Source organism: Paraburkholderia aromaticivorans, from assembly GCF_002278075.1.
GTDB classification, from domain to species: Bacteria; Pseudomonadota; Gammaproteobacteria; order Burkholderiales; family Burkholderiaceae; genus Paraburkholderia; species Paraburkholderia aromaticivorans.
Window position 1 is genome coordinate 1,190,872 of the sequence record NZ_CP022989.1, and the last position, 26,159, is coordinate 1,217,030.

The 26,159-nt window shown below is 64.9% G+C and carries 26 protein-coding genes; 10 read left to right on the forward strand and 16 right to left on the reverse strand.

The genetic code is table 11. From position 1 onward, the window contains the following. Positions 1 to 37: 37 nt before the first annotated feature. From araH to CJU94_RS05390, 4 genes are all read right to left on the reverse strand, one after another. The gene (gene araH / locus CJU94_RS05375; RefSeq protein ID WP_095417834.1) at positions 38 to 1,042 is read right to left on the reverse strand and encodes an L-arabinose ABC transporter permease AraH; all 1,005 of its coding nucleotides are present in this window, start codon (positions 1,040 to 1,042) and stop codon (positions 38 to 40) included. 71 nt (positions 1,043 to 1,113) lie between these two features. Beyond that, a complete protein-coding gene (gene araG / locus CJU94_RS05380; protein ID WP_095417835.1) occupies positions 1,114 to 2,661 on the reverse strand; it encodes an L-arabinose ABC transporter ATP-binding protein AraG in 1,548 nt (515 codons plus the stop codon). A 99-nt stretch (positions 2,662 to 2,760) separates the two neighbouring features. Further along, positions 2,761 to 3,765 (reverse strand): arabinose ABC transporter substrate-binding protein, encoded by a 1,005-nt coding sequence (locus tag CJU94_RS05385; protein ID WP_095417836.1) that lies wholly within the window; start codon positions 3,763 to 3,765, stop codon positions 2,761 to 2,763. A 126-nt stretch (positions 3,766 to 3,891) separates the two neighbouring features. Continuing rightward, positions 3,892 to 5,337, reverse strand: a complete 1,446-nt coding sequence (locus CJU94_RS05390) for an aldehyde dehydrogenase family protein (protein ID WP_095420227.1) — start codon at positions 5,335 to 5,337, stop codon at positions 3,892 to 3,894. Positions 5,338 to 5,530: 193 nt separating this feature from the next. On the opposite strand from CJU94_RS05390, the gene CJU94_RS05395 reads away from it, so the two are divergent. Beyond that, entirely contained in the window at positions 5,531 to 6,508 is a 978-nt protein-coding gene (locus tag CJU94_RS05395; protein WP_095417837.1) for a LysR family transcriptional regulator, read from the forward strand. 142 nt (positions 6,509 to 6,650) lie between these two features. Beyond that, positions 6,651 to 7,205 carry a YaeQ family protein gene (locus CJU94_RS05400; RefSeq protein ID WP_095417838.1) on the forward strand — a complete coding sequence of 185 codons (555 nt, stop codon included), beginning with the start codon at positions 6,651 to 6,653 and terminating at the stop codon, positions 7,203 to 7,205. 12 nt (positions 7,206 to 7,217) lie between these two features. Here the strand turns inward: CJU94_RS05400 and CJU94_RS05405 are convergent, their stop codons facing one another. Next, the gene (locus CJU94_RS05405; protein ID WP_095417839.1) at positions 7,218 to 7,643 is read right to left on the reverse strand and encodes a VOC family protein; all 426 of its coding nucleotides are present in this window, start codon (positions 7,641 to 7,643) and stop codon (positions 7,218 to 7,220) included. 149 nt (positions 7,644 to 7,792) lie between these two features. Here CJU94_RS05405 and CJU94_RS40755 point away from each other — a divergent pair, with 149 nt between their 5' ends. The 5 genes from CJU94_RS40755 (at position 7,793) to CJU94_RS05425 (ending at position 12,709) form a co-directional block, all read left to right on the forward strand. Beyond that, positions 7,793 to 7,939, forward strand: a complete 147-nt coding sequence (locus CJU94_RS40755) for a hypothetical protein (RefSeq protein WP_157763719.1) — start codon at positions 7,793 to 7,795, stop codon at positions 7,937 to 7,939. 78 nt (positions 7,940 to 8,017) lie between these two features. Continuing rightward, positions 8,018 to 9,208: a bifunctional DNA-binding transcriptional regulator/O6-methylguanine-DNA methyltransferase Ada gene (gene ada / locus CJU94_RS05410; RefSeq protein WP_244220923.1), complete on the forward strand. Its 1,191-nt coding sequence runs from the start codon at positions 8,018 to 8,020 to the stop codon at positions 9,206 to 9,208. After that, positions 9,195 to 10,112 carry a DNA-3-methyladenine glycosylase family protein gene (locus CJU94_RS05415; protein ID WP_095417840.1) on the forward strand — a complete coding sequence of 306 codons (918 nt, stop codon included), beginning with the start codon at positions 9,195 to 9,197 and terminating at the stop codon, positions 10,110 to 10,112. The genes ada and CJU94_RS05415 overlap by 14 nt, the downstream gene beginning before the upstream one ends. A gap of 269 nt (positions 10,113 to 10,381) precedes the next feature. Further along, positions 10,382 to 11,998, forward strand: coding sequence for a glutamate--cysteine ligase (gene gshA / locus CJU94_RS05420; protein WP_095420228.1), 1,617 nt, complete (start codon positions 10,382 to 10,384; stop codon positions 11,996 to 11,998). Between the two features lie 210 nt (positions 11,999 to 12,208). Next, positions 12,209 to 12,709, forward strand: coding sequence for a hypothetical protein (locus tag CJU94_RS05425; protein WP_095420229.1), 501 nt, complete (start codon positions 12,209 to 12,211; stop codon positions 12,707 to 12,709). 86 nt (positions 12,710 to 12,795) lie between these two features. Here the strand turns inward: CJU94_RS05425 and CJU94_RS05430 are convergent, their stop codons facing one another. Both CJU94_RS05430 and CJU94_RS05435 read right to left on the reverse strand, forming a co-directional pair. Further along, complete coding sequence (locus CJU94_RS05430; protein WP_095417841.1) at positions 12,796 to 14,358, reverse strand: DHA2 family efflux MFS transporter permease subunit; 1,563 nt, start codon at positions 14,356 to 14,358, stop codon at positions 12,796 to 12,798. Between the two features lie 137 nt (positions 14,359 to 14,495). Continuing rightward, entirely contained in the window at positions 14,496 to 15,038 is a 543-nt protein-coding gene (locus tag CJU94_RS05435; RefSeq protein WP_095417842.1) for a MarR family winged helix-turn-helix transcriptional regulator, read from the reverse strand. Between the two features lie 251 nt (positions 15,039 to 15,289). Here CJU94_RS05435 and CJU94_RS05440 point away from each other — a divergent pair, with 251 nt between their 5' ends. Together CJU94_RS05440 and CJU94_RS05445 are read left to right on the forward strand one after the other, a co-directional pair. Further along, positions 15,290 to 15,661 carry a hypothetical protein gene (locus CJU94_RS05440; protein ID WP_095417843.1) on the forward strand — a complete coding sequence of 124 codons (372 nt, stop codon included), beginning with the start codon at positions 15,290 to 15,292 and terminating at the stop codon, positions 15,659 to 15,661. Between the two features lie 190 nt (positions 15,662 to 15,851). Beyond that, positions 15,852 to 17,414, forward strand: a complete 1,563-nt coding sequence (locus tag CJU94_RS05445) for an efflux transporter outer membrane subunit (protein ID WP_095417844.1) — start codon at positions 15,852 to 15,854, stop codon at positions 17,412 to 17,414. A gap of 19 nt (positions 17,415 to 17,433) precedes the next feature. On the opposite strand, the gene CJU94_RS05450 is transcribed toward CJU94_RS05445, so the two are convergent. From CJU94_RS05450 to gspG, 8 genes are all read right to left on the reverse strand, one after another. Continuing rightward, the gene (locus CJU94_RS05450; RefSeq protein ID WP_095417845.1) at positions 17,434 to 18,213 is read right to left on the reverse strand and encodes a type II secretion system protein N; all 780 of its coding nucleotides are present in this window, start codon (positions 18,211 to 18,213) and stop codon (positions 17,434 to 17,436) included. A gap of 34 nt (positions 18,214 to 18,247) precedes the next feature. Then, positions 18,248 to 18,751, reverse strand: a complete 504-nt coding sequence (locus CJU94_RS05455) for a type II secretion system protein M (RefSeq protein WP_095417846.1) — start codon at positions 18,749 to 18,751, stop codon at positions 18,248 to 18,250. After that, complete coding sequence (gene gspL, locus CJU94_RS05460) at positions 18,748 to 20,175, reverse strand: type II secretion system protein GspL (RefSeq protein WP_095417847.1); 1,428 nt, start codon at positions 20,173 to 20,175, stop codon at positions 18,748 to 18,750. The genes CJU94_RS05455 and gspL overlap by 4 nt, the downstream gene beginning before the upstream one ends. 28 nt (positions 20,176 to 20,203) lie before the next feature. Beyond that, positions 20,204 to 21,484, reverse strand: a complete 1,281-nt coding sequence (gene gspK, locus CJU94_RS05465; protein ID WP_208645346.1) for a type II secretion system minor pseudopilin GspK — start codon at positions 21,482 to 21,484, stop codon at positions 20,204 to 20,206. A 460-nt stretch (positions 21,485 to 21,944) separates the two neighbouring features. Next, positions 21,945 to 22,625, reverse strand: coding sequence for a PulJ/GspJ family protein (locus tag CJU94_RS05470; RefSeq protein WP_095417848.1), 681 nt, complete (start codon positions 22,623 to 22,625; stop codon positions 21,945 to 21,947). After that, on the reverse strand, positions 22,603 to 23,019 hold the full coding sequence (gene gspI, locus CJU94_RS05475) for a type II secretion system minor pseudopilin GspI (RefSeq protein WP_095417849.1): 417 nt from the start codon (positions 23,017 to 23,019) through the stop codon (positions 22,603 to 22,605). Before gspI ends, CJU94_RS05470 begins: the two co-directional genes overlap by 23 nt. 1 nt (position 23,020) lies before the next feature. Continuing rightward, the gene (locus tag CJU94_RS05480) at positions 23,021 to 23,602 is read right to left on the reverse strand and encodes a GspH/FimT family pseudopilin (protein ID WP_095417850.1); all 582 of its coding nucleotides are present in this window, start codon (positions 23,600 to 23,602) and stop codon (positions 23,021 to 23,023) included. A gap of 114 nt (positions 23,603 to 23,716) precedes the next feature. Continuing rightward, on the reverse strand, positions 23,717 to 24,181 hold the full coding sequence (gene gspG / locus CJU94_RS05485; RefSeq protein WP_095417851.1) for a type II secretion system major pseudopilin GspG: 465 nt from the start codon (positions 24,179 to 24,181) through the stop codon (positions 23,717 to 23,719). A 237-nt stretch (positions 24,182 to 24,418) separates the two neighbouring features. Between gspG and CJU94_RS05490 the strand changes: the two genes are divergently transcribed. Beyond that, on the forward strand, positions 24,419 to 24,832 hold the full coding sequence (locus tag CJU94_RS05490; RefSeq protein ID WP_095420231.1) for a type II secretion system protein N: 414 nt from the start codon (positions 24,419 to 24,421) through the stop codon (positions 24,830 to 24,832). A 108-nt stretch (positions 24,833 to 24,940) separates the two neighbouring features. Here the strand turns inward: CJU94_RS05490 and gspF are convergent, their stop codons facing one another. Continuing rightward, the gene (gene gspF, locus CJU94_RS05495) at positions 24,941 to 26,158 is read right to left on the reverse strand and encodes a type II secretion system inner membrane protein GspF (protein WP_095417852.1); all 1,218 of its coding nucleotides are present in this window, start codon (positions 26,156 to 26,158) and stop codon (positions 24,941 to 24,943) included. Between the last annotated feature and the right edge of the window lies 1 nt (position 26,159).

A 26,159-nucleotide genomic window follows, 5' to 3' on the forward strand; every position in this document is an offset into this window, starting at 1 on the left:
GAAATCTCCTGTTGGCAAATAGGTGGAGCGGGGCGCGTCAGTGCACGCGCTTGCTGCGCCGGAACTGGTCGAACAGCACCGCGAGCAGCAGAATCCCGCCGCGAATCAGGTATTGATAGAAGGTCGGCACGTTCAGGAGACTCATGGCGTCCTGCACGGAGCCCATGATCAGCACGCCGACCAGCACACCGGAAATCGTCGCGACACCGCCCGTGAGCGACACGCCGCCGAGCACGCATGCCGAAATCACACCGAGTTCCAGACCGACCGAAGTTTTCGGGTCGCCCAGACTCATGCGCGAGGCCAGCATCACGCCCGCGAAGCCGGTCACGAGGCCTTGCAGTACGAACACCGTGATCTTGATGCGAGTCACCGGCAAGCCCGCCAGCAACGCCGCCTCGCTATTGCCGCCGACGGCCAGCACGTTCTTGCCGAACACGGTTTTCTTCAGCAGAAAACCGAACAGCACGAAGCCGACGATGTTGCTCCAGATCGGATACGAAATGCCGAGGAACGAGCCGCCGCCGAGGTCGAAGAAACGCTCTTCGGAGATCATCACGGCGTCGCCGTTCGAGGTGATGTAAGCGAGGCCGCGCACGACTTCCATCATGGCGAGCGTGACGATCAGCGAATTGATCTTGTAGCGCGCGACCAGCACGCCGTTCACGAGTCCGACCGCGCCGCCCGCGAGCACCCCGGCCGCGATGCCGAGCATCACGCTATGCGTCGCGGTGATCAGCGTGGATGCCACCACGCCCGCGAACGCGACAATCGACGCCACCGACAAATCCACTTCGCCGAGGGCGAGGACGAACATCATCGTGACGGAGATCGAACCGATCAGCGTGACGGAGAGCAGCAAGCCCTGGATATTTCGCGAGCTCAGAAAGTCGGGCACGGTGAACGACAGAACCGCGAAGAGAATCACGAACACCATGACGATGCCGGACTTGTTGATCAGGTCCCAGGTGCGCGCGGCGCGCGCGCTCAGGCCCGCTGAGGGGACGGCCGGGGTCGAGGAATCGGTTGAGGGTGTGTGCATGGTGTGTGTTCCGTTTCAATGGCGCAATTCGATTCAGTGGCTTTCGTTTTGCCGGAGGGGGCGCGGCGGCGTCAGCGGGGCAGGGCGAGCTTGATCAGCGCATCCGGCGTGGCCTGCGCCTTCGGCAGATCGCCGACAATGCGGCCTTCCTTCATCACGATCACGCGATCCGCCACGCCGATCACTTCGGCGAGATCGCTCGACACGACGATCACCGTGCGGCCCGCTTCGGCGAGCCCATACAGCAGCCCGTAAATCTCGCTGCGCGCGCCGACGTCGATACCGCGTGTGGGTTCGTCCATCAGGAACACGTCGATGTCTTCGGCGAGCCAGCGCGACAGAATCACCTTCTGCTGATTGCCGCCGGAGAGCGTGCCGATCGGCGTGTCGCCGTTGCGCGTCTTGATCGCGAGCTTGCCGATGAACTCTTTTGCCGTCTGCGCTTCCTTGCGCCCGTTGAGCACGTTGAAGCGGCTGAAATGGCGGCGGCAACTGATATTGAGGTTGTCCGATACCGAGGCGATCGAGACGATGCCTTCCTGCTTGCGGTCTTCGGGGCACAGCGCCACGCCCGCGCGCACCGCGTCGCGCGGCGTGGCAAAGCGCACGCGCTTGCCGTTGAGCGTGATCTCGCCGCCAACCGGTTTGACCGCGCCGTAGATGAGCTTCATCAATTCGGAACGCCCCGCGCCGACCAGTCCGAAGAAACCGACGATTTCGCCTTTACGCGCCGTGAACGAAGCCGGCTCACGCAAGCCGCGTCCCATCAGATCCTTGACGTCGAGCTGCACGTCGCCGAGGTCGCGCGAGCGGTAGCCGTACACGTCGGCAATCGAGCGGCCCACCATGCAGCTGATCAGGCGATCGCGGTCGAGTCCTTCACCCGCTTCGAACGTATCGATGCGGCGGCCGTCGCGAAACACCGTCACGCGATCGCACAGTTCGTACACTTCATCCATCCGGTGCGTGACGTAGATGATCGCGCGGCCTTCGGCCTTCAGTGCGCGAATGATCCGGAACAGCTGCGTCGTCTCGCGCGACGAGAGGGAACTCGTCGGTTCGTCGAACGCGATCACGCGCGCGTCGCGCATCAGCGCCTTGCCGATTTCGATCATTTGCCGCTGGCCGATCGAAAGATTCTTCACTTGCTGCGACGGCTCGATCTTTTCGCCGAGCCGTTCCAGTTCTCGCACGGCGCGCGCCACCAGCGCTTTTTCGTCCAGCACACCGAAACGATTGGGCAGGGCGCCGAGCATCAGGTTTTCCGCGACGGTCAGCTCCGGCACCAGGTGCAGTTCCTGGTAGATGATCGCCACGCCCGCGGCAATCGCCGCCCTGGTCGTGGTGAACTGCTGCTCGACGCCATCGAGCGACAGGGTGCCCGCCGCGGGTTGATTCACGCCGGACAACACCTTGAGCAGCGTCGATTTGCCGGCGCCGTTTTCGCCCATCAGGCCGTGCACTTCGCCGCGCCGCACTTCGAGCGACACCTGATCGAGCGCGAGCACGCCGGGAAAACGCACGGTGATGCCGTCCAGTTGCAGGTACGGCTCGGTCGACGCGAGCGCAGACGAAAGTGCCGGCTCGCCGGGGGGGGACTCGGTGTGTGAAGACATCATCGAAAAACCTCAAGCGGGTGAACAACCTGTGCGGGCCGCTTCGCGTTTGCGCGAAACGGCCCGCAGCGTGCAGACTCGAATGCCGCTTATAAAAGCCGCTTAGATGCCGAGCTCTTTACGCACGTCCTGCCAGTTGCCGCGCACCATCAGCTTGCCGGTGGTCTGCGTGTCGGCGGGCGGCTGCTTGCCGTCCTTGATCCACTCGACGAGGTTCTCCGTGCTTTCCTTGCCGTGCATCGTCGAGCTCACGGCGATCGTGCCGTAGAAGCCCGTCGGTTCCTTCTTCTGGAATTCGGCGAACGCTTCGCCCGCGCCGTTGATGCCGACGCCGATCACATCCGCTGCCGGAATATGCAGTTGCTCGGTTGCGCGCACGCCGCCCAGCACGCTTTCCTCGTTGAGCGCGAAGATCACCCACTTCTTGATGTTCGGATGCTGCGCGAGCACCGGCGACGACGCATTGAAGCCGCCTTCGTCATCGGTCGTCTTCTGCGGGGCGTCGAAGATGTTTTCCTTCTTGAAGCCGCCGGCGAGGAGCGTTTGCGTCGCGCCGTCGGTGCGCAGTTTCGCGGTCGGCAATTCGTAGTTCGTGATGCGCAGCGCGCCGACTTCTTCGGGCTTCCAGCCGCGACGCTTCATTTCTTCCGAGATCGCGGTGCCGACCTGATTGCCGATCTTGAACGCGGACATGCCCAGATGCGGCACGTTCGGCAGCGGTTTGCCGGTGGAGTCGACCAACTGATCGTCGACGGTGACGAACTTCATGTTGTAGCGTTTCGCCCGCGCCTGAATCGCCGGTCCGAGACGCACGTCGGGCGCGCAGATCACGAAGCCTTTGGCGCCTTGCGCGCCGAGGTTGTCGATCGCGGCCAGCACTTTTTCACCATCGGGCGTGCCGATGTTGACCACCGAGAAGCCGTCCTTCTGACCGAGCGCCGTCGCGGCTTTCTGTTCGTTGATGAACCACGCCTGTTCCGGCATCTTCACGAGGAAGCCGACCTTGAGCGGCTGATCCGCGTGCGCGGAAAGCTGCGCGGCAAAGGGTGCGGCGAGCGCCGCGGCCGCTATGGCGGATAGGGTCAAACGGCGAAGCTTGCTGGTCATATCTGTCTCCTGAGGTTGAAAAGCTGCATTGATTTCGTTTATTTGCAGCGGGCGATGCACGGCGACGTCAGCCGGGACGTGAACGAGCGTTAAGGGATGTAACGGCGTAAAGGGATCTCATGACCGTCAGCCCGCCACGTAGGCCGTCTTCACGGCCGTCCAGAAGGCTGCGTCGGTGACGCCATAGGCCGAGGCCTTGCGGCCGCCGCCGGGCGCGTGATACTCGACGGCGGTGGTGGGCAGGTTGATCGTGACGAGGCCGGCATGCACATGACGGCGGAAATGCCGCGCGCGCTCGAGCGCGCGCGTGCAGATGCCGGCGCATAGACCGTATGCGGTGTCGTTCGCGAGATGCAGCGCGTGGTCGTAATCGTCCGCGCGCAGCACGACGGCGAGCGGGCCGAATATCTCCTCCCGCGCGATACGGTGTTCGGATTCGCCGATGAACAGCGCGGGCTCGAAAAAATAGCCGCGCGTGGCACGTTCCAGTTGCCGGCCGCCGTGCAGCAGGTGCGCGCCTTCCTGCTGACCGATGCGCACATAGTCGAGATTGCGCTGCAACTGCGTGGCGTTCGCCACGGGTCCCATGTCCGTGCCGTGCTTCAAGGCGTGATCGATCGAGAGTTTGGCGAGTTTCGCCTGCAAGGCGTCCACGAACGGCTCGAACACCGCGCGCTCGACGATCAGCCGCGCCGCCGCGGTGCCGCGTTGTCCGGCCGAGCCATAGGCGCCGGTCAACGCGGCCTCGACAGCGCCGTCGAGGTCGGCGTCGGCCAACACCACGAACGGATTCTTGCCGCCCATTTCGAGTTGCACGCGCGCCTGGCGAGCGGCGGCGGCTTGCAGCACGCGCGTGCCGGTTTCAGCCGAGCCGGTGAAGCTGATCGCCGCCGTCAGCGGATGCGCGGCAATCCGCGCGCCGACCTGCCGGCCGCTGCCCATCACGAGATTGAACACGCCCGCGGGCAGACCGGCGCGGCTGATGATCGACGCCAGCGCGACCGCACAACCCGGCGTCGACTCGGCCGGCTTGAAAACGACGCAGTTGCCGTGGGCGAGCGCGGCACCGATCTTCGCCGCGGCAATCGCCAGCGGCGCGCTCCACGGCGCGATGAGGCCGACCACGCCGAGCGGTTCGCGCGTCACGTCGACCTCGACGCCGGCGCGCGCGCTCCCGCCGGGCTCGGCAGCGGCGCGCAAAGCGTCGGCAGCGCAGAGCTTGAAGGTCTGCCCGGCATGGGTCGCCTCGGTCAAGGCCTCGGGCAACGTCTTGCCGACTTCACGCGCGAGCAACCGGGCAAGTTCGGCGCGGCGCGCGAGCACCTCGCTGCCGATTGCATCGAGCGCGTCCGCGCGGCGCCGCGCCGAACCCAGCGACCACTCGCGGAAGGCCGCATGCGCCGCTTCGACGGCCGTATCGGTTTGCCGCACATCGGCCCGCACGTATTCGCCGACCGGTTCGTCGAGATCCGACGGGTTGAGCGAGACGCCGGTGGTCGCGCCCGTTTCCCATGCGCCATTGATGTAGTGGCGCAAAGCACTTGCAACGAGTGGGACGGGATCGCGGTTCATCGACGGAAAGGGCGCCACATAAAGGAAGCTCGGAAAGTCCACGAATGGTATGAGCCGTCCCAATAACTTTCCAATCCCTTTTTAGGCTGTCCCGATATCAATTCCGGTATGGCATGATGGAGGCATGCGCCCGGCACATCGCCCGGCAGACGGCATCGAGCCGCCTCATCGGAAAACAGGGTGGAGACAAGCCATGACGCGTAGCTACTCGAACTGGTTCGTGCGGGCGCGACTTAAGACGCGGCAGTTGCTGCTGCTCGCAGCGATGGAAGAGGAGGGTAACGTGCGTCGGGCCGCCGACGTGCTCGGCATGACCCAGCCCGCCGCATCGCGTCTATTGAAAGAGCTCGAGGACATGCTGGACGTGAGCCTGTTCGACCGCACGCCGCACGGCATGCATGCCACCTTGTACGGCGAAGTGATGATCCGTCACGCGCGCATGGTGCTGTCGAATCTGAGCCACGCGCACGACGAAATCTCGGCGTTGCGCGCCGGTCTGGCGGGGCAGGTGCGGATCGGCGTCATCGCGGCGGCGGCAGCGACCATGGTGCCGCGCGCGATTGCCAGCGTGAAAGAGCGCTATCCGCAATTGCAGGTCTGGGTCGAGGTGGAAACCTCCGACGTGATGCTGCCGCGGCTGGCGGAAGGCGAACTGGACATCATGATCGGCCGCGTGCTGGAGCGGCAAAACCAGTTCAAAACCGAGGTCCGCTACGAACCCCTCGCGGACGAACCGCTTTGCGTCGTGGCACGGCCCGGCCACCATCTCGAAAATGAGACAGGTTTGACGCTGCGTGCAATCGTGAACGCCAGCTGGGTTCTGCATCCGCCGGGCAGCGTGTTGCGCCATCGCTTCGATCTGATGTTTTCGCAGATCGGGTTGAATCCGCCGCAAAACGTGGTCAATACGAACAATTTTCTGGCGATTTCGAGCTTGCTGCTCCAAGGCGACATGTTGGCGGTTTTACCTGACGAAGTGGCGCGTCAGTACCAACAGTACGGCGTGCTGAAGCGGTTGCCGATCGATTTACCGTGCAGGATGGATACATTCGGTATCATCACGCGCCAGTCGCACCTGCTTTCACCTGCGGCCTCGGTCGTGCTCGAAGCCTTGCGGGAAGCCGCTGGCGAGGTCTACGGCGCGGCTTTCGAGCCGGCAGTGGCGCGATAAATGCTTCTCCCGTGGCAATAGCAGCCGACTGACGGCGCGGGAGGGACAGACGATGTATCACAAACACGGAAAACGGCAACGCGCCGTCGACGATTCTTTTTCAGTTCGCTCCGGTGGAGCGAGCGCCTGGTTTAGCAACGGCATGGCTCTCAAATCGACGATTTACAAGGCGGAACTGCAGATCGCCAACATGGACCGGCACTACTACGCCGACCATTCGCTGACGATCGCCCGCCATCCCTCGGAAACCGACGAACGGATGATGGTCCGCGTCGCCGCGTTCGCGCTGTTCGCGCGAGAACGCCTCGAATTCTGCAAAGGTTTGTCGGACGTGGACGAACCGGACCTGTGGGAAAAGGACCTCACCGGTGCGATCGAAACATGGATCGAAGTCGGTCAGCCGGACGAGCGGCGTATCGCCAAGGCAAGCGGCCGCTCGAACGAAGTGATCGTGATCGCCTACGGCGGCCGCGCGTCGGACATCTGGTGGCAGGGCGTGCGCAACAAGGTGGAACGCATGCGCAACGTGACGGTGTGGACGCTCGGCGAAGATGTCGCCACGGCGCTCGGCTCGCTGGCCGAACGGACCATGCGCCTGCAATGCACGGTGCAGGACGGCGAAGCCTGGCTCGGCAGCGCCGAAGCCGATGCGGTGAAGATCGAATGGACGGTGCTGAAAGCGCCCGCCAACGCCTGACGCCGCAAGCGCCTAGAGCGACGTCACCCGCGCCGCTTCCGGCGGCCCCTTGAGTTCGACCATGTTGCCCTCCGGGTCGAACAGATACAGCGACTGTCCATAACCGTCCGCGCCATAGCGCAGTCCCAGTTCGCCCAGCCGCGCGCCGTGCTCGGCCAGATGCGTCTTGAGCGCCTCGGCGTCGAACGGATCGATGCGCAAACACACGTGATCCATATTCCGCCCGCTGCCCGGCACACCGTTTTCGGCATGGTCGAGCTTCGCGCCGACCTGCAACAGGTCGATCAGCGAGCGCCCCGCGCGCAACTGGGTCAGGCCCAGATCGCGCTGCTCCTTCTCCACGCTGCAGCCGAGCACGTTGCAATAAAAACGCGCCATGGCCTCGACATTCGTCGCCCGAATGACGATGTGATCGATCTCGCGAATGTGGATTTTCATGTCGAACGCCCCTTGGCCGCTTCGAAGAATGGGTGAATAGCCAGTGTAGAAGAAAGGACGGCGCTGCGAATGAGGGCCGCATCAGAGAGGTCCAGACGAAAAAAAGCCCGCTCTATGTGGAGCGGGCTGAATCCATATCAGGAGGAGACATGGAGGAGACAAGTACTAATATACACATGGGGTTGATGCGACGCAATAACTTTTTAAGGGAAAACCCGATATCGGGCCAAATTGTCGCACTTTGCGGCAAGACGATTGCCTGGCATGGCTTTCAGGGTTACGAAGAAGCGCAATGACAGAGCAAGAACCGGGGCGTAGTGTGTCGGCATGCGGCCTACATTGGTGAGCATCGACACCGCCCGACCGGGACCATCATGAACCGCAATCCTGCCGACACCACCTCCGGCGCCGCCAGCTGGACTTCCGACGACGAGCGCTGGGAAGCCGTCACACGCCGCGAGCCGCAGGCCGACGGCGCGTTCTTCTACGCCGTCAAAACGACCGGCGTGTTCTGCCGCCCGTCGTGCGCGTCGCGCCAGCCGCGCCGCGAGAACGTCGCGTTCTTCACCGACGCCGCGGCCGCTCGCGCCGCGGGCTTTCGCGATTGCAAGCGCTGCCAGCCCGGCGGTCTGCCGCGCGAGCTGGAAATCGTGAACCGCGCGTGCGCCGCACTGGACGCCGACCCGCAACAACGTCTCACGCTCGCGCAGTTGAGCGACGCCGTGCATGTCAGCCCGTTTCACCTTCAGCGCCTGTTCAAACGCGTAGTCGGCGTGTCGCCGCGTCAATATCAGGCCGCGCAACGGGGCGCCGCGTTGCGCGACGCGCTCCGGAGCGGCTCTGACGTCACCCGCGCCACGCTCGACGCGGGCTTCGGCTCGCCCTCGCGGATGTACGACAGCGCGTCGGCGGAGCTCGGCATGGCGCCGTCCGCTTATCGCCGCAAGGGCGCGGGACTCACCGTGCGCTATGCCTGCGCGTCGACCCCGCTCGGTTTCGTGCTGGTCGCGGCCACGGACAAGGGCATCTGCAAGATCGGTTTCGGCGACGACGCCGCCATGCTCGCCGACGACCTGCGCGGCGAACTGGCAAACGCCGATCTGTTGGAAGATACCGAACACCTTGCGCCGTTCATCGCGCAGATCGACGCGTATTTGCGAGGCACGCGCCAGGACTTCGACCTACCGCTCGATATCGCCGCGACGGCGTTCCGCCAGCGTGTCTGGGACGCGCTGCGGCGCATTCCCTACGGCGAGACGCGCAGCTATTCGCAGATCGCCGAAACGCTCGGCACCCCGCGTGCGGTGCGCGCAGTGGCCAGCGCGTGCGCGACAAACCCGGTGGCGCTGGCGATTCCTTGCCATCGCGTGGTGGCCAAGGGCGGCGCATTGGCGGGATATCGCTGGGGTTTGCCGCGCAAGGCCGCGCTGCTCGACAACGAGGCGCAACATGCCGGCGATTTTTCGCGCGGACAGACAAGGCTCGACGAGCGCGCCCTTGCGGGCGCCGACATCGACGACGACACCACCACCAAAAATTGGACCACGCCGCGTGAGCACGCTTGACGAAGTCGCTACTTTCGAATTGCCGTTTAAATCACCCTTCGACTGGCCGCGCCTGCTGCGCTTCTTCGGCGGACGCGCGACGCCCGGCGTCGAAGCAGTGGAAGACGGCGCGTACCGTCGCGCGATCGATTGGGCCGGCCACGGCGGCACGCTCAGCGTGCGCCTGCATCCGCGCAAGCGCTGCCTTGTCGCCAGCATCGAAGGGCCGGTGAGCCGTCACGCCGACGCGCTCGCCGCGCCGATTGCGAAGATGTTCGATCTGCATGCGGATCCCAAAAAGATCGGCGCCGAACTCGCCGCCGACCCGTGGCTCGCGCCGCTCGTCGAAGCCGTGCCCGGCCTGCGTGTGCCGGGCGCGTGGTCGGGCTTCGAACTGGTGGTGCGCGCGATCGTCGGGCAACAGGTCAGCGTGAAGGCGGCGACCACGATCATCGGCAGGCTGGTGCAGCGCGCCGGCGAGCGCATCGAGGGGCATCCGCACGAGAACACCGCCTGGCGCTTTCCGACGCCCGCCGCGCTGGCCGCCGTGGATCTCGCGCAGATCGGCATGCCGGGCAAACGTGTAGCGGCGTTGCAAGGCTTCGCGCATGCGGTTGCCACCGGCGACGTGCCGCTCGACAGCAGCACGGCGGACGCCGACAGCCTGCGCGCCGCGCTGCTCGCGCTGCCCGGCATCGGCCCGTGGACCGTCGAGTACGTGGCGATGCGCGCATGGCGCGACCCCGACGCGTGGCCCGCATGGGACCTCGTGCTGATGCAGTCGATCTGCGCGCGCGATCCGTCGCTCGTGCGGCCCACGCAGCAACGCACCCGCACCGACACGTGGCGGCCGTGGCGCGCGTACGCGGCAATGCATCTGTGGAACGAAGTGGCGGACCGCGCCGGCGCCGCGCGTGGCGGCTAAAGCCTGGCGCCGAACGGGGAGCAAAGCGGATCGCGGGCGAGGCCCGCGGTGGGTAAAGTGACGTGACCCACAGCCGACAGATTGGCCCAAAAGTCAGGCGGATTGACCCGGAAAAGCGGCCGCCCGGAGTGTCCGGTTAGGCCACCAGAGCGGCCTCAAGCAGCCGTCGTGGCGAGATGTTAAAGTGCCCGCTACTGAAAATTCCGCCGAACGTTGTCAACCGCGCAGTGCTGCGGCACATGGCGGCCGACAACGCCCGACTCGCATCAATGCCAAACACGACACCTTCCCGCACGACCGACGCGCTCTCGCACCGCCTGTCCGTGCTGACCTCAGGCCCGCAGCGCGCCGCGCTGATACGCGGCCTGCGCGGCATCGAAAAGGAAAGCCTGCGCGTGACGCACGAGGGCAAGCTCGCCATGACGCCGCATTCGCCGGCGCTCGGTTCGGCGCTCACGCATCCGTCGCTCACCACGGACTATTCCGAAGCGCTGCTCGAACTGATCACGCCGGCTGAGCAAGACGTCGCAATCACGCTCGACAAACTCGACACGCTGCATCGTTTTGTCTACGCGGAACTCGGCGACGAGATCCTGTGGAACAACTCCATGCCGGGCCTGCTGCCCGACACCGACGAAGGCATTCCGATCGCGCGATACGGCAGTTCGAATATCGGCAAACTGAAGTACGTGTACCGGATCGGTCTCGCGCTCCGTTACGGCCGCACGATGCAGTGCATTGCCGGCATCCACTACAACTATTCGCTGAACGAAGAAGTGTGGCGCCTGCTGCATGCCGATCAGCAATCCACCGCGAACGCCGTCGACTTCCAGTCCGACCGCTATCTCGCGCTGATCCGCAACTTCCGCCGCACCAACTGGCTGCTGATGTATCTGTTCGGCGCGTCGCCGGCGCTGGATCGCCGTTTCCTGCGCAACCGCGAACACACGCTCGACACGTTCGACGCCGACACGCTCTACCGTCCGTACGCGACCAGCCTGCGCATGAGCGACCTCGGCTATTCGAACACCACGGCGCAAGCTGCACTGCACGCCGATTACGACACGCTGCCAGGCTACCTCGACGCGCTCGCGAAAGCCGTGAGCCAGCCGTATCCGGCGTACGAGGCGATCGGTACACAGCGCGACGGCGAGTGGGTGCAGATCAACACGAACGTACTGCAGATCGAAAACGAGTTTTACTCGACGATCCGTCCGAAGCGCATCACGTATCCGGGCGAGCGTCCGCTGCACGCGCTGGCCGCGCGCGGCGTGCAATACGTGGAAGTCCGTTGCATGGACATCGATCCGTTCGAGCCGACCGGCATTTCGCTCGAGACGTCACGCTTTCTCGACGCCTACCTGCTGGTCTGCGCGCTCGACGACAGCGCGCTGTTGCCGCCCGATGCCTATGCCGAAGCCAACCTGAACTTCGGCCGCGTGACGATGGAAGGGCGCAAGCCCTGCCTCGAACTGACACGCGACGGCCGCCCCGTGGCGATGGCGGATTGGGCAAACGAACTGCTCGTCAAGATCGACGCGGCCGCGGCCACGCTCGACGCATTGCATGGCGGCGACGCACACGCGCGCGCCGTCGCGGTTCAACGCGCGAAGCTGGCGGATGTATCGCTGACGCCGTCGGCGCGCGTCCTGCAGACCATGCGCGAGCAGCAGCAGAGCTTCCTCGCCTTCGGCCTCGCGCAAAGCGAAGCGCACGCCGCGTATTTCCGCGCGCGTCCGCTGGATGCGGAGCAGACCAGGGCATTCACCGATCTCGCCGCGCAGTCGCTCGCAGAACAGGCCAAACTCGAACGGGAAGAAGTCGGTTCGTTCGACGCGTTTGTCGCGGCTTATCGGGCGTACACGTTGAACCGGTTCAGCGTCTGAACAACGCGGGCCGGTACGGTGAGAAGAAAGCGGTCAATCAGGCCGCTTTTTTTATGCGCAGGTAACGTCTACGCCGGGCGCCCATCTTTTGCGAACGGCATCGGCAAATTCTCCGCACGTTGCGACGATTCTCTGATCCAGATGAAACACCGCCCCGACGCGGTGGTCCAAACTGACATGACGCGCATCACAGAGGGAGGATTCAACGCGATGAAAAAAAGTCTGTTGGCCATGCTGTGCGTAGCGGCAGCGGGATGTTCGACGCAAGGCCAGGTCGACCCGGACGTCATGCAGATCGCGACAACGCCGTTGACGTGTTCGAACAAAACAGAATGCGATGTCTGGTGGCAACGGGCGCAAGCGTGGGTGTCGAGCCATTCGAAATACAAGATCGAAGCGTCGACCGAGACGCTGATCCAGACTGCCGGCCCCGATGGCGGCAAGCGCGCGCTGGCGTATCAGATCACGCGCGCGGCGAACCCCGACGGCACCGCGACGATCGGCTTTGCCGCGCATTGCGATGGCTCGATGGGTTGCAAGCCGAACCCTTGGGAAGCCGGCGCCGACTTCAAGCAATACGTGCGAGGCGCCGCAGCGGGCGCGCAGCCGAGTGGCGGCAAGCCTCCGCTAACCGAGCCTAATGGCGCGCATCCGGATGCCATGCAGGGGCAATCGATCCCGGCGGCAAATAACGAAGCCGTCACGCAATAGAAAACCAGACAAGCGGACGACGCGTGCGAAGCGCCGATGGGAAGGCATCGCTTCGGCGAGCGTGCTCAAGGCATCGTCGTCGAGCTTCAATGTCCCATTGAAGGACCCACGCCCTTGCGTGGTTTGGTAATCCAGACCAGCACCGCAAGCACGAGAAACGCCGCGCAGGAAATGCGAAAGAAATCGTTGGTGGCCATCATATAAGCCTGCGCGGTCACCACCTGATTCAACTGCGCTGTAATGCTGTCGCCAGACAGTCCGATGCCGGCTAGGGCATTCGTATAGGCATTGGTATTCCCGGCATAGACGTTGACCGAATCGGTCAGCATCGCGTGATGGTAGATCGTGTCGTTCTCCCAGTACGTCGTACTGATCGCCGTGCCGATCGCGCCCGACAAGGTCCGGAAGAAATTGGACAGGCCGGAGGCACTCGCCAGACGCTCATCCGGCACGCTGGAAAGCGTAATGGTGGTCATCGGCACGAAGAAGCACGCCACACCGATCCCTTGTACGAGCCGTGGCCAGATCACGTGATTGAACGGCACGTCGAGCGTGAACGTGGAGTTCCAGAACGAGACGAACGCGAACACGATGAACGCGAAACTCGCCACCACGCGAAGGTTCAACCGGTGCATGTTCTTGCCGATCATCGGCGACAGGAACAACGCGAGCAGGCCGACCGGCGCGGTCGCCAGACCCGCCAGCCCGGCGGTATAACCCATCACGGTCTGCAACCAGAGCGGAAAAATCACCACCGAGCCGAAAAAGGCCATGAACCCGAACGAGATGATCAGCACGCCGAGCGCGAAGTTGCGATCCCTGAACAGCGAAAGATCGACGACGGGTTCTTTCTCCGTCATCTCCCACACCAGCATGAAGGCGAGCGACACCACCGCGATCACGGCGAGGGCGACGATAAACGTCGAATTGAACCAGTCGCGATCCTTGCCGAGGTCGAGCATCATCTGCAGGCACGACACGCCGATCACGAGCAGCGCGAGGCCGACCGCGTCGATGCGCTGTTTCGTGGTCTTCGTTTCCCGGCCGCGCAGCAGCAAAAACGCGCACACCGCCGAGAACAGGCCGATCGGCACGTTGATGTAGAAGATCCACGGCCACGTGTAGTTGTCGGTGATGTAGCCGCCCATCACGGGCCCGAAGATGGGCGCGCAGATCACCGTCATCGCCCAGAGGCCCAAAGCGAGGCCGCGCTTTTCCGGCGGATACGAGCGCATCAGGATGGTTTGCGAAAGCGGAACCATCGGCCCTGAAACAAGCCCCTGCACCAGCCGGAAGGCGATCAGCGACTCGAAGTTGTGCGCGAAGCCGCACAGCGCCGAGGCAATCGTGAAGAGCAGCACGGACAGCGTAAAGAGCTTCACTTCGCCGACCCGGCGCGCCAGCCAGCCCGTCAGCGGCACCGCAATCGCGGAGGCGACGGAGTACGACGAAATCACCCAGGTGCCCTGGCTGGTCGCCACGCCGAGGCTACCGGAAATAGTCGGCACCGCGACGTTCGCAATCGACGTGTCGAGCACCTCCATGAACGTGCCGAGCGCGAGCCCGACCGTGAGCAGGGCCAATGCGCCGCCTTTGAGCGGGGCGGGTTCGGCGGCGGGTAGGGCAGCGGCGGAAGCGGTGGCGTCCATCAATTCTTCTCCTCAGCCGGGAAAGCTTGTCACGGCAGCTTTATCGCGCGCGCAACATCGCACGCTTACATGCCGGATCATTCTCTGCCCAGACAGACATCCTCAGACAATGACGCTCCTGAAAAAGCGCGTGTTGGTTAGCGTTTGCCGTGTTCCGGCGGCGACTCGTCGGGTGATTCGTCCTGCGATTCCTGTTGCGGCCCCAAGCCGCATCCCACGCTTGCTCCCGCGTCGATCCCGTTTGCAATGAAACGGCCGAGCAGGTCGATCAAGGTGGCGTGGTCGGCGGCGGAAAAGCCGCGCAACTGCTCGTTGAGCACGGCCGCGCCCAGGCCGGGGAGTTGCCGCGCGGCTTCGTGGCCTTGCGGCGTCAACTCGAGCTCCACCATCCGGCGGTCGGTTTCACTGCGCGTCCGAACGATAAAGCCTTTCTTTTCAAGGCGATCGAGCAGACGTGTCATCGACCCGCTGTCATAAGACATGGCGCGCGACAACTCGAACGGCGTACTCGCGCGCCGCGACGACAGCATCAGGATCACGCCGATCTGCTGCGTGGTCAGCCCTAACGGTTTGACGGCGCGATCCGTCCGCTCGACCAGCACATTGCGAGCCTTCGTCAGGTAGTAGCCAAGACTCGATTCGAGGTGAATCTCGTCTGCCTTGTAGGGACCGTCAGTCATCGTGTATCCGGGAACGTCGTCACGCAGAACGGATTTTAGCTGCCTAAGCAGACAAGTCAATCTGGATTTCGCGTAGTGCGAACGTCGGAAAAACAACACATCGGACGCACGCGGACCAAAGTATCTTGAAATTTGGTTGCATAGTCAATATTATTCCCGGCAACGAGTTACGCGCGACCCGCGCCGCCCGAGACCATGTTCTGACCGATTGCCTGCACGCCGCGAGCGACGCGCAAAAAAGGATTTCCCCCATGCTGTACCTCAAAAACACGCTTGGCGGCCTGAGCCGCTCGCTGACCGATTCCGCACTGAGCACCTTTCAAGGGCCGCACCGCTGGTGGAAACTCGCGTTGTTTGCCGTGCTCTTCGTGCTGCCCGGCGGGTCGGTAGGCGTGGCGGTGCTTGCGTGGGCCGAGCATCGGCGGGGACAGAAGGGCGTCGAAGGGACGAAGGTCGAATTGCCGGCGGCGCCGCTTCCCACGTTGAACACCGCCCTGGCGGCCACCAGTGCGGACAAGCATGCCGCTCCCGGCGGCGCCTGTCAGGCGCGCGGCGACGCGCCGTGCCGTGCCGCGGCTGGCAAGCTGCTCCGGCAAGCCAAGTCGACGGAATCGCGGGTTTAACGGCCCGGCCGGTAACGGCGCGTAACCTTCGCGACACCCTCGGTAACACACCTGCCTCCTTCCTCCCATTACCCTTTCAGTTTCCCGCGCCCCAGCGGGCTCATACGCTAACATTCCGGCAGACCAAGATCTCGCCCGGCCGGCGGTGCCGCGATAGGCCGCGCCGCAGCGTCCAGAAGGAATTCATTGCATGCAGTCTGATCGAATCTCGCGCGCGCGGACGCTTGCGCCTCGCGCCCTGACTATGGCCGTCGCTGCGGCACTCGCCAGCCTGCTGGCCGCTTGCGCGGTCGGGCCTGACTACAAGCGTCCCGGCGCCGAGATTCCGGCGTCGTATAAGGAAGCCGCGCCTGGCTGGAAAGTTGCCGAACCGGCCGATCAACACGATCGCGGCGACTGGTGGACCATTTACGAAGATCCACAGCTCAACGCGCTCGAAGACAAGCTGAACACCGCGAACCAGACGATTGCCCAATTTGCCGCCGCCTATCGGCAGGCGCGCGCGCTGGTAGGCGAGGCGCGCGCGGCGTATTTCCCGACCATCGGCGCATCGGCGGCCGCCACGCGTTCGGGCAGCGGGACGTCCTCTGGCGGCAGTTCGACCGGGACGAGCCGCTCCGGCGTCGGCAATAGCTTCAACGTGCAACTCGACGCCAGCTGGGAACCGGATCTGTGGGGTTCGGTCACCCGCTCGGTCAATTCGCAGAAAGCGGGCCAGCAAGGCGCCGCGGCGGACCTCGCCAACGCGCGATTGTCCGCCCAGGCCACGCTTGCCCAAACCTATTTCTCGCTGCGCGCGCTCGATTCGACTCAAAAGTTGCTAGACGACACCGTCGCGGCCTACCAACGCTCGCTGCAACTCACACAGAACCAGTACGCCGCCGGCGTCGCCGCGCGCTCCGACGTGATTCAGGCGCAAACGCAATTGCAGTCGGCGCAGGCCGCCGCGATCGACAACGGCGTCCAGCGCGCCCAGGACGAGCACGCAATCGCCGTGCTGGTCGGCGAACCGGCCTCCACCTTCGCCATCGCGCCGATGCCGCTTACGGCCTCCCCACCCGCCGTGCCGGCGCAGATGCCGTCCGCGCTGCTCGAGCGGCGGCCGGACATCGCGTCGGCGGAACGCAAGGCGGCCGCGGCGAACGAGCAGATCGGCGTCGCCATCGCTGCGTTCTTCCCGTCGCTGACGCTGTCGGCCTCCGGCGGCTTCGAAAACTCGGTGTTCTCGCAGTTGCTGACCGCACCGTCGCGTTTCTGGACGCTCGGCCCGCAACTCGCCGCGACGCTCTTCGACGCCGGTCTGCGCCAGGCCAAGACCGAGGCCGCGCGCGCCGCATACGACGGCGATGTCGCGAGCTACAGGCAAACGGTGCTGGTCGCGTTCCAGGACGTCGAGGACAATCTCGCGTCGCAACGCATTCTCGAACAGGAAATCGTCGTGCAGCGGCAGGCGGTGGATTCGGCGCGTCAGGCGCTCGCCATCGTCACGAACGAGTACAAGGCGGGCACGGTCGGCTACGTCAACGTGCTGACGGCGCAAACCACCGCCTTCACGGCCGAGCAGAAGCTGGAGAGCATCGCCGGGCAGCGGATGGTGTCGTCGGTGGGGTTGGTGAAAGCGTTGGGCGGCGGCTGGGACGTGTCGCAAATGAATCGCGAAACGGGCGATGTGGCCGCGCCACCGCCGGCGGCGTCGGCCACGCCTGTCGCGCAAAGCGGGACGGTAACGCCATCGCGGATGCACAACGAGTAGACGCGACGGCCGGCGCGCATCAGTGCACGAACGTCAACGCCACCGTATCTGGTCCGTTCGGACGCCCTAACAGGTTCAACAATCCCGCCAGGTTGTCGCGCGCATCGGGCGCGGCGCTGGCCGTTCCGTGGAACGACGTCGACGCCGCCGACACCGTGCCGTTGCCGGTCAGCATCAACGGGCCTTTGGTGGTGGTCAGATCGAGCGTGGACGACTCGCCCTGAGCCTGAAACAGCACCCGGTACGAACCGAGCGGCTTGACCAGCGAGACACGCGAGCTGACGTCGGTAAGTGTCACGGTCAGTTGCCCGAACGCTTCACGGTTGAAGCTGCGCCAGTCCGACCAGGACAGTTGCACATTGCCCTGCAGATCGAGCGTATTGAAGGGCGCGCCGAGGCCGCTCAGCAGGGAAGCCGGCACGGCGATCGTACCCGCCGTGACGGTCGCGGTACGCGGCGTGGCGTCGACCGTGATCGGCTCCGGCATCGCTTCGCTGTGCCGCATGGTCATGCGCACGCGGCCCGCGAAGAGCGGCCAGAAAGCCGTGTGCCACTCGATCCGGCCCGGCAGCAGGGTGGCCGCGCTCATATCGGAGCCCGCGGCCAGCATCAGCGTCGCCGAGCCGTGCCACAGCGAGCCGGCTGGGTTGACGAGATTGACATGGCCGCGCGTCTGTTTGGCGAACTGCGGTGTGATCCAGGCGGCCGGCAGCATCGCCAGCAGCACGACGGCGGCGGACAGCACCGCCACCACCAGCCAGGGCAGCGCGACGCGCAGGCGCCGCATCCAGTAAGTCATGCGAGATCCTGTGGCGGCACGGGCGCGGTTATCTTCATTTCGCGGTGGACGGCTGCAGCGAGGCCGTCAGATCCACCTGGCCGTCTTCCTTGAGCGCCGTGGCGTGCGCCTCCGAGACCTGCACCTTGAACTGCTTGCGCACATCGTCGACCCAGTTCGTCCACGCCGGGAATGACGCGTTCTTCAACTGGATCTGCACCGCGTTGCCGATCACCTGGACCTGCGTCGCCGCGAGGCCATGATCGTTGAGCGAAGCGGTAAGGGCATCCTTCAGCGCGGCGCCGGTCGGCGCGACGCCTTGCGCCGCCGCCGACAATTGCCGCGCTTCGTTCGCTTGCGCGGTCATCTGCGCCAGTTGCCGCTGCAAGGTGGGCAGCGACTCGCGCAGATGCGCGCGCCCCTCCTGCGCGGGCGCCCACAGCACCGACCACGCGATCACCACGGCGAGCACACCGCCGCCCCACGCCAGCAGGGTTTTTTCGCGCTCGGTGCGCTGGTCCCAGAATCCGGCCCATGTTTGAGCGAGTTCAGCTTTCATTGTCCGTTCCTGATGGTCCACTTGCCGGTATTGCTGTCGATCGCGCCGCTCAGGCCGTTGCGGCCAAGGCGCTTCGAGAAGTCGGGATCGAGCTTGACCTCCGGCTTGAAGGTCACATCGAGCCGCCTGTCGTGATAGTCGAGCGCGGCAATGCCGTTGACCGGCACCGGCGCCAGCGAGCGCGCGAGGCCGTCGGCCAGCGGCAGGAAATCATCCGGCGACAACTCACCGGCCGCGACACGCAACTGCTGCAACTGACGCGCCATCTGGTCCGGCGCATCGAGCACGACGGTCGTCTTGGGGAAAGTATTGAGCAACAGTTCGGTCATCTGCGTATTGATCGCATCGCGTTGACGCGCGAGCATCAGCCACTGCACGTTCGCGCCGACAATCGCGATCACCAGCGCGCCGACCGCGAGCAGCGCCGGCAGACGCAGACGCCGCAGGGTGGCGCGGTCGAGCCGCCACGGCTGCGACGCGAACTCGAACTGGCACAGGTCGAAGCGGCACTCCAGCGCGCGCCGGGCGAGCTGCTCGAACGGCATGGGGCTCGCGCCGTGGATATGCGCCGCCAGCCGCGCCGGGCTATTCGGGGCGAGACTCGGCTCGTTGCCGGGCACTTCGGTGAGCATATACAGCGAGACCGGCGCCGCGCCGGCGAGCGCGCCGAGCGTCGCGTTCACCGCGCTGGCCGGCACGGCCAGCCCTTCGCCCTGCACGCCGCGCGCGATCGCCAGTTCGACGCGCGGCACACCGTTGCCCGCGACGCTTTCCACCGCGCCTTCGAGCAGCATGGCGGGAGCGGTCTGCACCACGGCGCCGAGCACGGCGGCCACCATCGGCACGACGGACGCAACGCCGGGCGCCACCACCGGCGCGACGCCCGGCAGCGACGTCGCCGCACTGGCGGAGCCCGCCATGGCCGGCTCACCGGCGTTCACCATTTCCGCGACTTCGGCGGGCGCGTCGACATCGAGCGCGGCGGCCTGCGGCAGGCACCGCGTGACCGGCACCGCGCGCAAGCTGCGGTGACCGGCGTTAGCGAACGATTCGCAGATAAAGCGGAACCAGCCTCGGTCGATGATCGCCAGCAATTGCCGGCCGCCCGCGACCGGTTTCGGGTCGACCGCGATGTGGCAGGTCTGCGGGTCCTGGATCAGTTGATCCTCGACGATGTTGGGCAGCGCCTGACGCAGCCGCGGGCCGCGCAGCGGCGGCAGCGTGGCGGGCATCATCAGCAGGTCGCGCGCGGCGACCATCAGCACCGTCGTGGCGGCGCGCGGCAGCAGCGCCAGCGCCGAACGGCCGGCGCGCTGGGTGCGCCCCGACTTGTCGAGCAGCACGAACGGCAGCTCCGGCAGTTGCCACTCCTGCGACGGCACCGCCGGATCACGCGGCGGCAGTAGAACGATCAGCGTGCTCAAAGGCCACTCTCTCTGGGAAAGGCGTTATTCATAATTGGTCTTCTACTCGCACGATACGCGTAGTGTGAGTCAATGCGTCGCGATAGACGAGGGTCGTGCGGTCCACCTCGGCGCGTTCGTGCTGGACGCGCCCGTGGATCAGAAAGTAATTCGAGTTGACGTCGAGTTCGCTCGGATCGATCGGCGTCGACTGCACGCCGGCGCCGCGCAACGCGAGTTGCACGTCGCCCGCGTTCCGGAAAAACACCGTCTGCCGGCGCGCGACGAAGGCTTGCGCCGTCGACACGCTCATTCCCTGCACGACCGCCGCGATCACCTCGGCGGAGGCCGTGTTCACGTTGACTGCAGAGACGGTCGGCAGCACGGTGACGAAGGGGCGCAGGCGCGCGATCATTTCGGGCGTGTAGCCTGGAATGTCGAGCAGCGAGTCGACGCTGATCATTTGCAGCGGCGCGTTGGCCGCGCTGTCGTTGCTGTCCTCGATACCGGGTTTGTCGGTGAAACTGCCGCCGGTGGCGCCGCCTTGAACCTGCGGGGTCGCGGTCGTGCCGTTGGTGGACGTGACGGTCTGGAAACGGGTGGCCGATTGTGCGAGGCTCGCGCGGACCTGGACTGCGGTGGCTTTTGCCAACTGGCTGTTCAGGCCGAGCGATACGAGCAAGCGCTGATAGGCGCCGACCTGGTTCATGTCCAGTTGCATCACGCCGGGGGCCGGGCTTTCGACCAGGTTTCGGAGATTGAATTTTGCCTGGGCGTCTTCGATTGAGCCTGACAGGTAGGTTGCTGCGCCTTGTTCGGCTCGTACTTCGCCGATCTGGCCGAGGAAATCGGATAGGCGAGTTTTAGCGATGGGGACGCCCCATAGGCCGCCCAGGTAGGTGATGCCGGCTGAGGTGTCGCCCTCCGAGCGGAGGATCAGGCGCGTCCAGTCCAACGCGCCGCGTGCTACCCATTGGGCTTGCGAGAGGAGGCGTTGGTTTTCGATGCGGCGGATTTGCACCTGCTGGCGCCAGAGCATGCCTGAGACCAGAATTGCTGATAGGGCGACTACCAGTAGCGCGCTGATGATGGCTACGCCTTTTTGGGTTACCTGGTTTTTGTTTTTGTTGGCCTTTCCTTGAAATCTTTGTGGTCTATTGCCGTTGCCCCTGTGCGGGGCGGCACCTACTTTCTTTGCAGCAGCAACGAAAGTAGGCAAAGAAAGCCGCTTTACACCGCCGATGCTAAGCAGCTCGCCCGCGCAGCCACGAGAGTGGCTCATCTGAAATCCGTCACCTCGCACATTCCCCACCAGTGACAAGGCAGTCATACCTCCCGCCTCGCACTGCGTGCTCACCGGAACGGCCTGCATGGAACACCGTGGCGTATTCCCGCCTTGGTGGGCGCCGTCGGCTCCGCCTCGGCGGGAAGCGGAGGCGGCTGAAAGAAAGTCAGACGTACTGCGACATGCAGCGAAACACCGATGGTTTTGTAGCGGACCGCTCGGCGCGCGCAGCGCCGCCGGAACGGATGACTGCCTGGTCACAGGCGTTTGCTGCGCGAGGGACCGTTCGTCAATCGCGCCACTACCGTGACTGCGCGAGGGGCCCGCTGGTACGTTAGCGGTGTGAAGCCGCTTTCTTTGCTTACTTTCTTTGCGGCGGCAAAGAAAGTAATTGCCGCCCCGCACAGGGGCAACGCCAATAGACCACCGCGAAATCAAGGAAAGGCCAAAAGAAAGCCCAACACCCAAAACCCAAACCGACGGAGTCAAAAGAAAACCCTTCATCTCACTCTCCGACGAGAAAAACCCGCGTAACGGGCCGCGCCAACGACGTCGCCCCGATACTGACCTGCAACCCCGTCACCGACCGCGGCAGCGGCGCACTCCCAAGCTGCGGCACCTTCAGATTATTGTCCGCCTCCGTAATGGCACTCTGCACATCGCTCATCTGCGTCGTCCAGCCCACCTTCGGCACATAAAGCTGCGCCGAAATCGAACCAACACCGCCCATCAACGGCAAGCCGCTCCATCCTTCGCCTTCGCCGCCGCGCAACGCCCCCCGCAACTCGCCGATATTGCGTAACGGCGGCGAAGCATAGCGAACCACCCGCCCATCGGACACCCGATACCGCACCACCTGCAAGCGCGGCGCCGTACCCGGCAAGTTGACCTGCCGCACGATCTGCAACACGCTGCCGGACACCGACACGGCCGGCTGCCCAGCCTCGTCATCCGATGTGGCCTGGCGCGCGTCGATCCGCATCTGGTCGAACAGTTGCGCGAACACGCGCTCGTCTTCCATGGCGTTCGTGATGGTCTGCCGGCCGCGAATGATCTGGTCGAGCCCGCGCCACGACAGCACGGCAATCACCGCCAGAATCGCAATCGCCACCAGCAATTCGATCAGCGTGAAACCACGCGCGCGCGCCCGGCGGCGGCGGCGCTCAGAGCGAACGGTTGTTTTCATTCGCGACCACCGTCACCATCTGAGCCAGATTGCCGGACCCACCCGGCGTCGTCACCATCACTTCCACACGACGAAACACCGGATTCGGCGTGGCCGTCACATGCTCCGTGCAGATCAACTGCAAGTTGCCCTGCGAGCAATCGAAACTCGTCGAGCCGACGTTCGGCCAGGCATGCGTCAAACGCAATTGCGCCAGCGTATTGTCCGCGCTCCAGCCCGCCAGCAACCGGCGGTGCAGATCGGCCTCGCCGCTCGCGAGACTGCCCACCGCGCGCAACGATGCCGCCAGCGCCACCGCGATGATCGCCAGCGCGACCAGCACTTCGATCATCGTAAAACCGCGCTGCGCGCTGTGGACCCGCGCACGGGCCGCCATGCTCCTGCAACGACGCATCTCAATGCACCTCATAGCGGCCATTGCCGGTGCCGACGATCGTCGCGCGCCCGGCCGCCGAAAACAGCGTGATCTGCACGGGCACGTCGATCGCCTCGGTGCCGAACACGATGCGGCCAGGCTGCGCATCCGAACCCGGATAGCTGATGCTCACGCCGGTCACGCCGCCTTCCCAGCGACGCGGCCCAAGCAGATCGTCACGCAGCGGCCGCCAGCCATCTTCGGTGCGCAGGTCGAAACGAAAGCCGCCTTCGACCGGTTGCCAGGCGATCGGCCGCGCGCGCACCTGCGCTTCGTCGCCGGCCGATTCGAAGAGCAGCGCGAGACGTTGCGCTTCTTCGTTCAGATCGGTGCGCGGATTGCGCGTGATCGTCAGCGCGGTCAAGGACACCAGCAGGCCTGCAATCACCAGCACCACCAGCATTTCCAGCAGCGTGAAACCCGCCGCGCGTCGGCGGCCACCACGCGTGCCCGCGTCACGTGAGCGCCGCGCGCCGCGATGGCGCGCGCCGGCACACGCCGCTCGCGGCAACGAAGCCGTACACGGCGTGTCCACACGGGACTTGCAAGCGGACAATCGCATAGTGCCGGCCAGGAACGATCAACCCAAATTCAAACGACGATGCATCGGGGAACGCGCGGGGTTGGACTCGCCGCTCGCATGAGAGTCATCGACTGCTTATAACTGCTTGACTGCCTACTGCCACGAGCCGACGTCGGCATCATTGCCTTCGCCGCCCGCCTTGCCATCCGCGCCGTAGCTGAACACGTCGATCTCACCGTGCACACCCGGGTTCAGATACTGATACGTGTTACCCCACGGATCGTTCGGCAGACGCTCGAGATAGCCGCCGTCCTTCCAGTTGTTCGGCACGGGGTCCGTGCTCGGCTTTTCGATCAGCGCGCGCAGGCCCTGCTCCTGCGTCGGATAGCGGCCGTTGTCGAGCCGGTAAAGCTTGAGCGCCTGCATGACCGTGCCGATGTCCTGCTTGGCGGCGACCCGGCGCGCCTCATCGGGACGGCTCATGATCTTCGGCACGATCAACGCGGCCAGAATGCCCAGAATCGCGATCACGACCATGATTTCGATCAGCGTGAAACCGCGCTGGCGGCGGCTGCGTGGACCCGCGATTTCATGACGGCGAGTGGTCGACAGTTGCATAGCTTGCTACCTCTTTTCAGGTGAAATTTTCGACTGGGCGGAATTCATATTTCAGCAATCAGGGTGCCATTGAACACGTCCGGCCGGTCATTTTAATGTCATGGTGTTGAAGGGTCGTGAGAAAACGCCGGGCCGCCCCGGCTTTGCTCACCGCCTCGGGATCTGGCGCGCGGCGCCCGGCGGAGAGAGCGCTTTCAACCCAACGCAATCTTCACAATAGTCCGTACAATGATGCGCATGAACGCCATCCAAATCCGCCTTCTGTCGCTCGCGCTGTTTGCCGTGTTCTGCGCGACGCTGACCTACTGGGTCGTCACGCTCAGCACGATGTCCGGTGCGCCGTTGCCCGCCGCCGCCGCGCATGCGCAGGTCTCGACCGACCAGGCCGCCACGCTGTTCGGCGGCCAGCTTACGCGCGGCGCCAACCAGGACGTGCGACTGTTCGGCATCCTCGCTTTGCGGGAAGGCGCCGCGGCCATCGTCAGCGTCGGCGGCGAACCGCCGCACGCCGTGTCGCTCGGCAGCGCGCTGATGCAAGGCGCGAAACTCTCCGAGGTCCGCGCCCGCTCGATCATCATCGACCGCAATGGCGCGCACTCCGAAGTGTTCCTGCCGGCCAATCCCGCCGGCCCCACAATCTACGTGCGCTAAAGCCCGGCGCCGGTCGGCCGCTTCTCCGCCGCCTGTCGTCACCGGTTGCGCGGCGGCCGCGCCGCTAACCGACGCGCGGCATCGCACCATCCAGACCCTCTCCCGGCCTTACTGCACCAGGTTGTTCAACTCGATGATCGGCAGCATCACCGCCAGCACGATCACCAGCACCACGCCACCCATCGCCAGAATCAGCAACGGTTCCAGCAGACTCGTCAGGAACATCGTGCGGCGCTCGAGCTCGCGCGCTTCGCCGTCGGCGGCACGGTCGAGCATCGTGGTCACGTCGCCGGTCGCTTCGCCGGACCGGATCAGGTGCACCAGCACGGGTGGAAATGTCTTGGTATTGCCGAGCGCGCGCGACAGCGACGTGCCCTCGCGAACCCGCACGATAGCGTCGTCGATGTTCTCGCGCATCGCGTTGTTGCTGAGCGTTTCGGCGGCGGCTTGCAGCGCCCGCAGAATCGGCACGCCCGCTGCCGTCAGAATGCCGAGCGTGCTGGCAAAGCGCACAGTGTTGTAGCCGCGCACGAGTTTGCCGAGCAGCGGAGCGGTCAGCAGCCAGCGGTCGAAAGCGAGGCGCGGGCCGGGCTGCTTCAGGACCGAGCGCACCAGGTACGCGAGCACGGCCACGCCGATCAGCAGCGCCCACCACCAGTTCCGCACGAACCCGGAGAGCGCCATCATCATGATCGTGAGAAAGGGCAGTTGCTGCTTGGTGCTGGCGAACACATTCACCACCTGCGGCACCACATAGCTCAACAGAAACGTGACGATGCCGAAGGCGATGATCGTGACGATGGTCGGGTACGTGAACGCAAGCACGATTTTCTGTTTCAGCGCGTTGCGTTGTTCGATGTAGTCCGCGAGCCGCGACAGCACCAGACCCAGTTTGCCGGTATGTTCGCCGGCCGCGACCAGCGCGCGATAGATCTCGGGAAAGTCTTTCGGATGCTGCGTCAGCGCATTGGCGAGCGAATGGCCGCCGAGCACTTCCGCGCGGATCGACGCCATCAGTTCGCGAATGTAATCGCGCTCCGATTGCTCGGTGAGCACGGCAAGCGCCTCGTCGAGCGGCAGACCGGCAATCAGCAGGCTGGCGAGCTGGCGCGTCAGGATCGCCTGCTCGCGTTGCGACAGGCGCCGCCCGAGCGACAGACGTTGATTGCGCTCGCCGCGCGTGCGCGTGGCCGCCGGTTCGACGACGAGCGGCGTCAGCCCTTGCGAACGCAGATTGGTGCGCGCGCCGCGCGCGCTGTCCGCGTCGAGCACGCCTTTTTGCGCCTTGCCCGCCGCGTCGATTGCTTCGAAACGAAATGCCGGCATG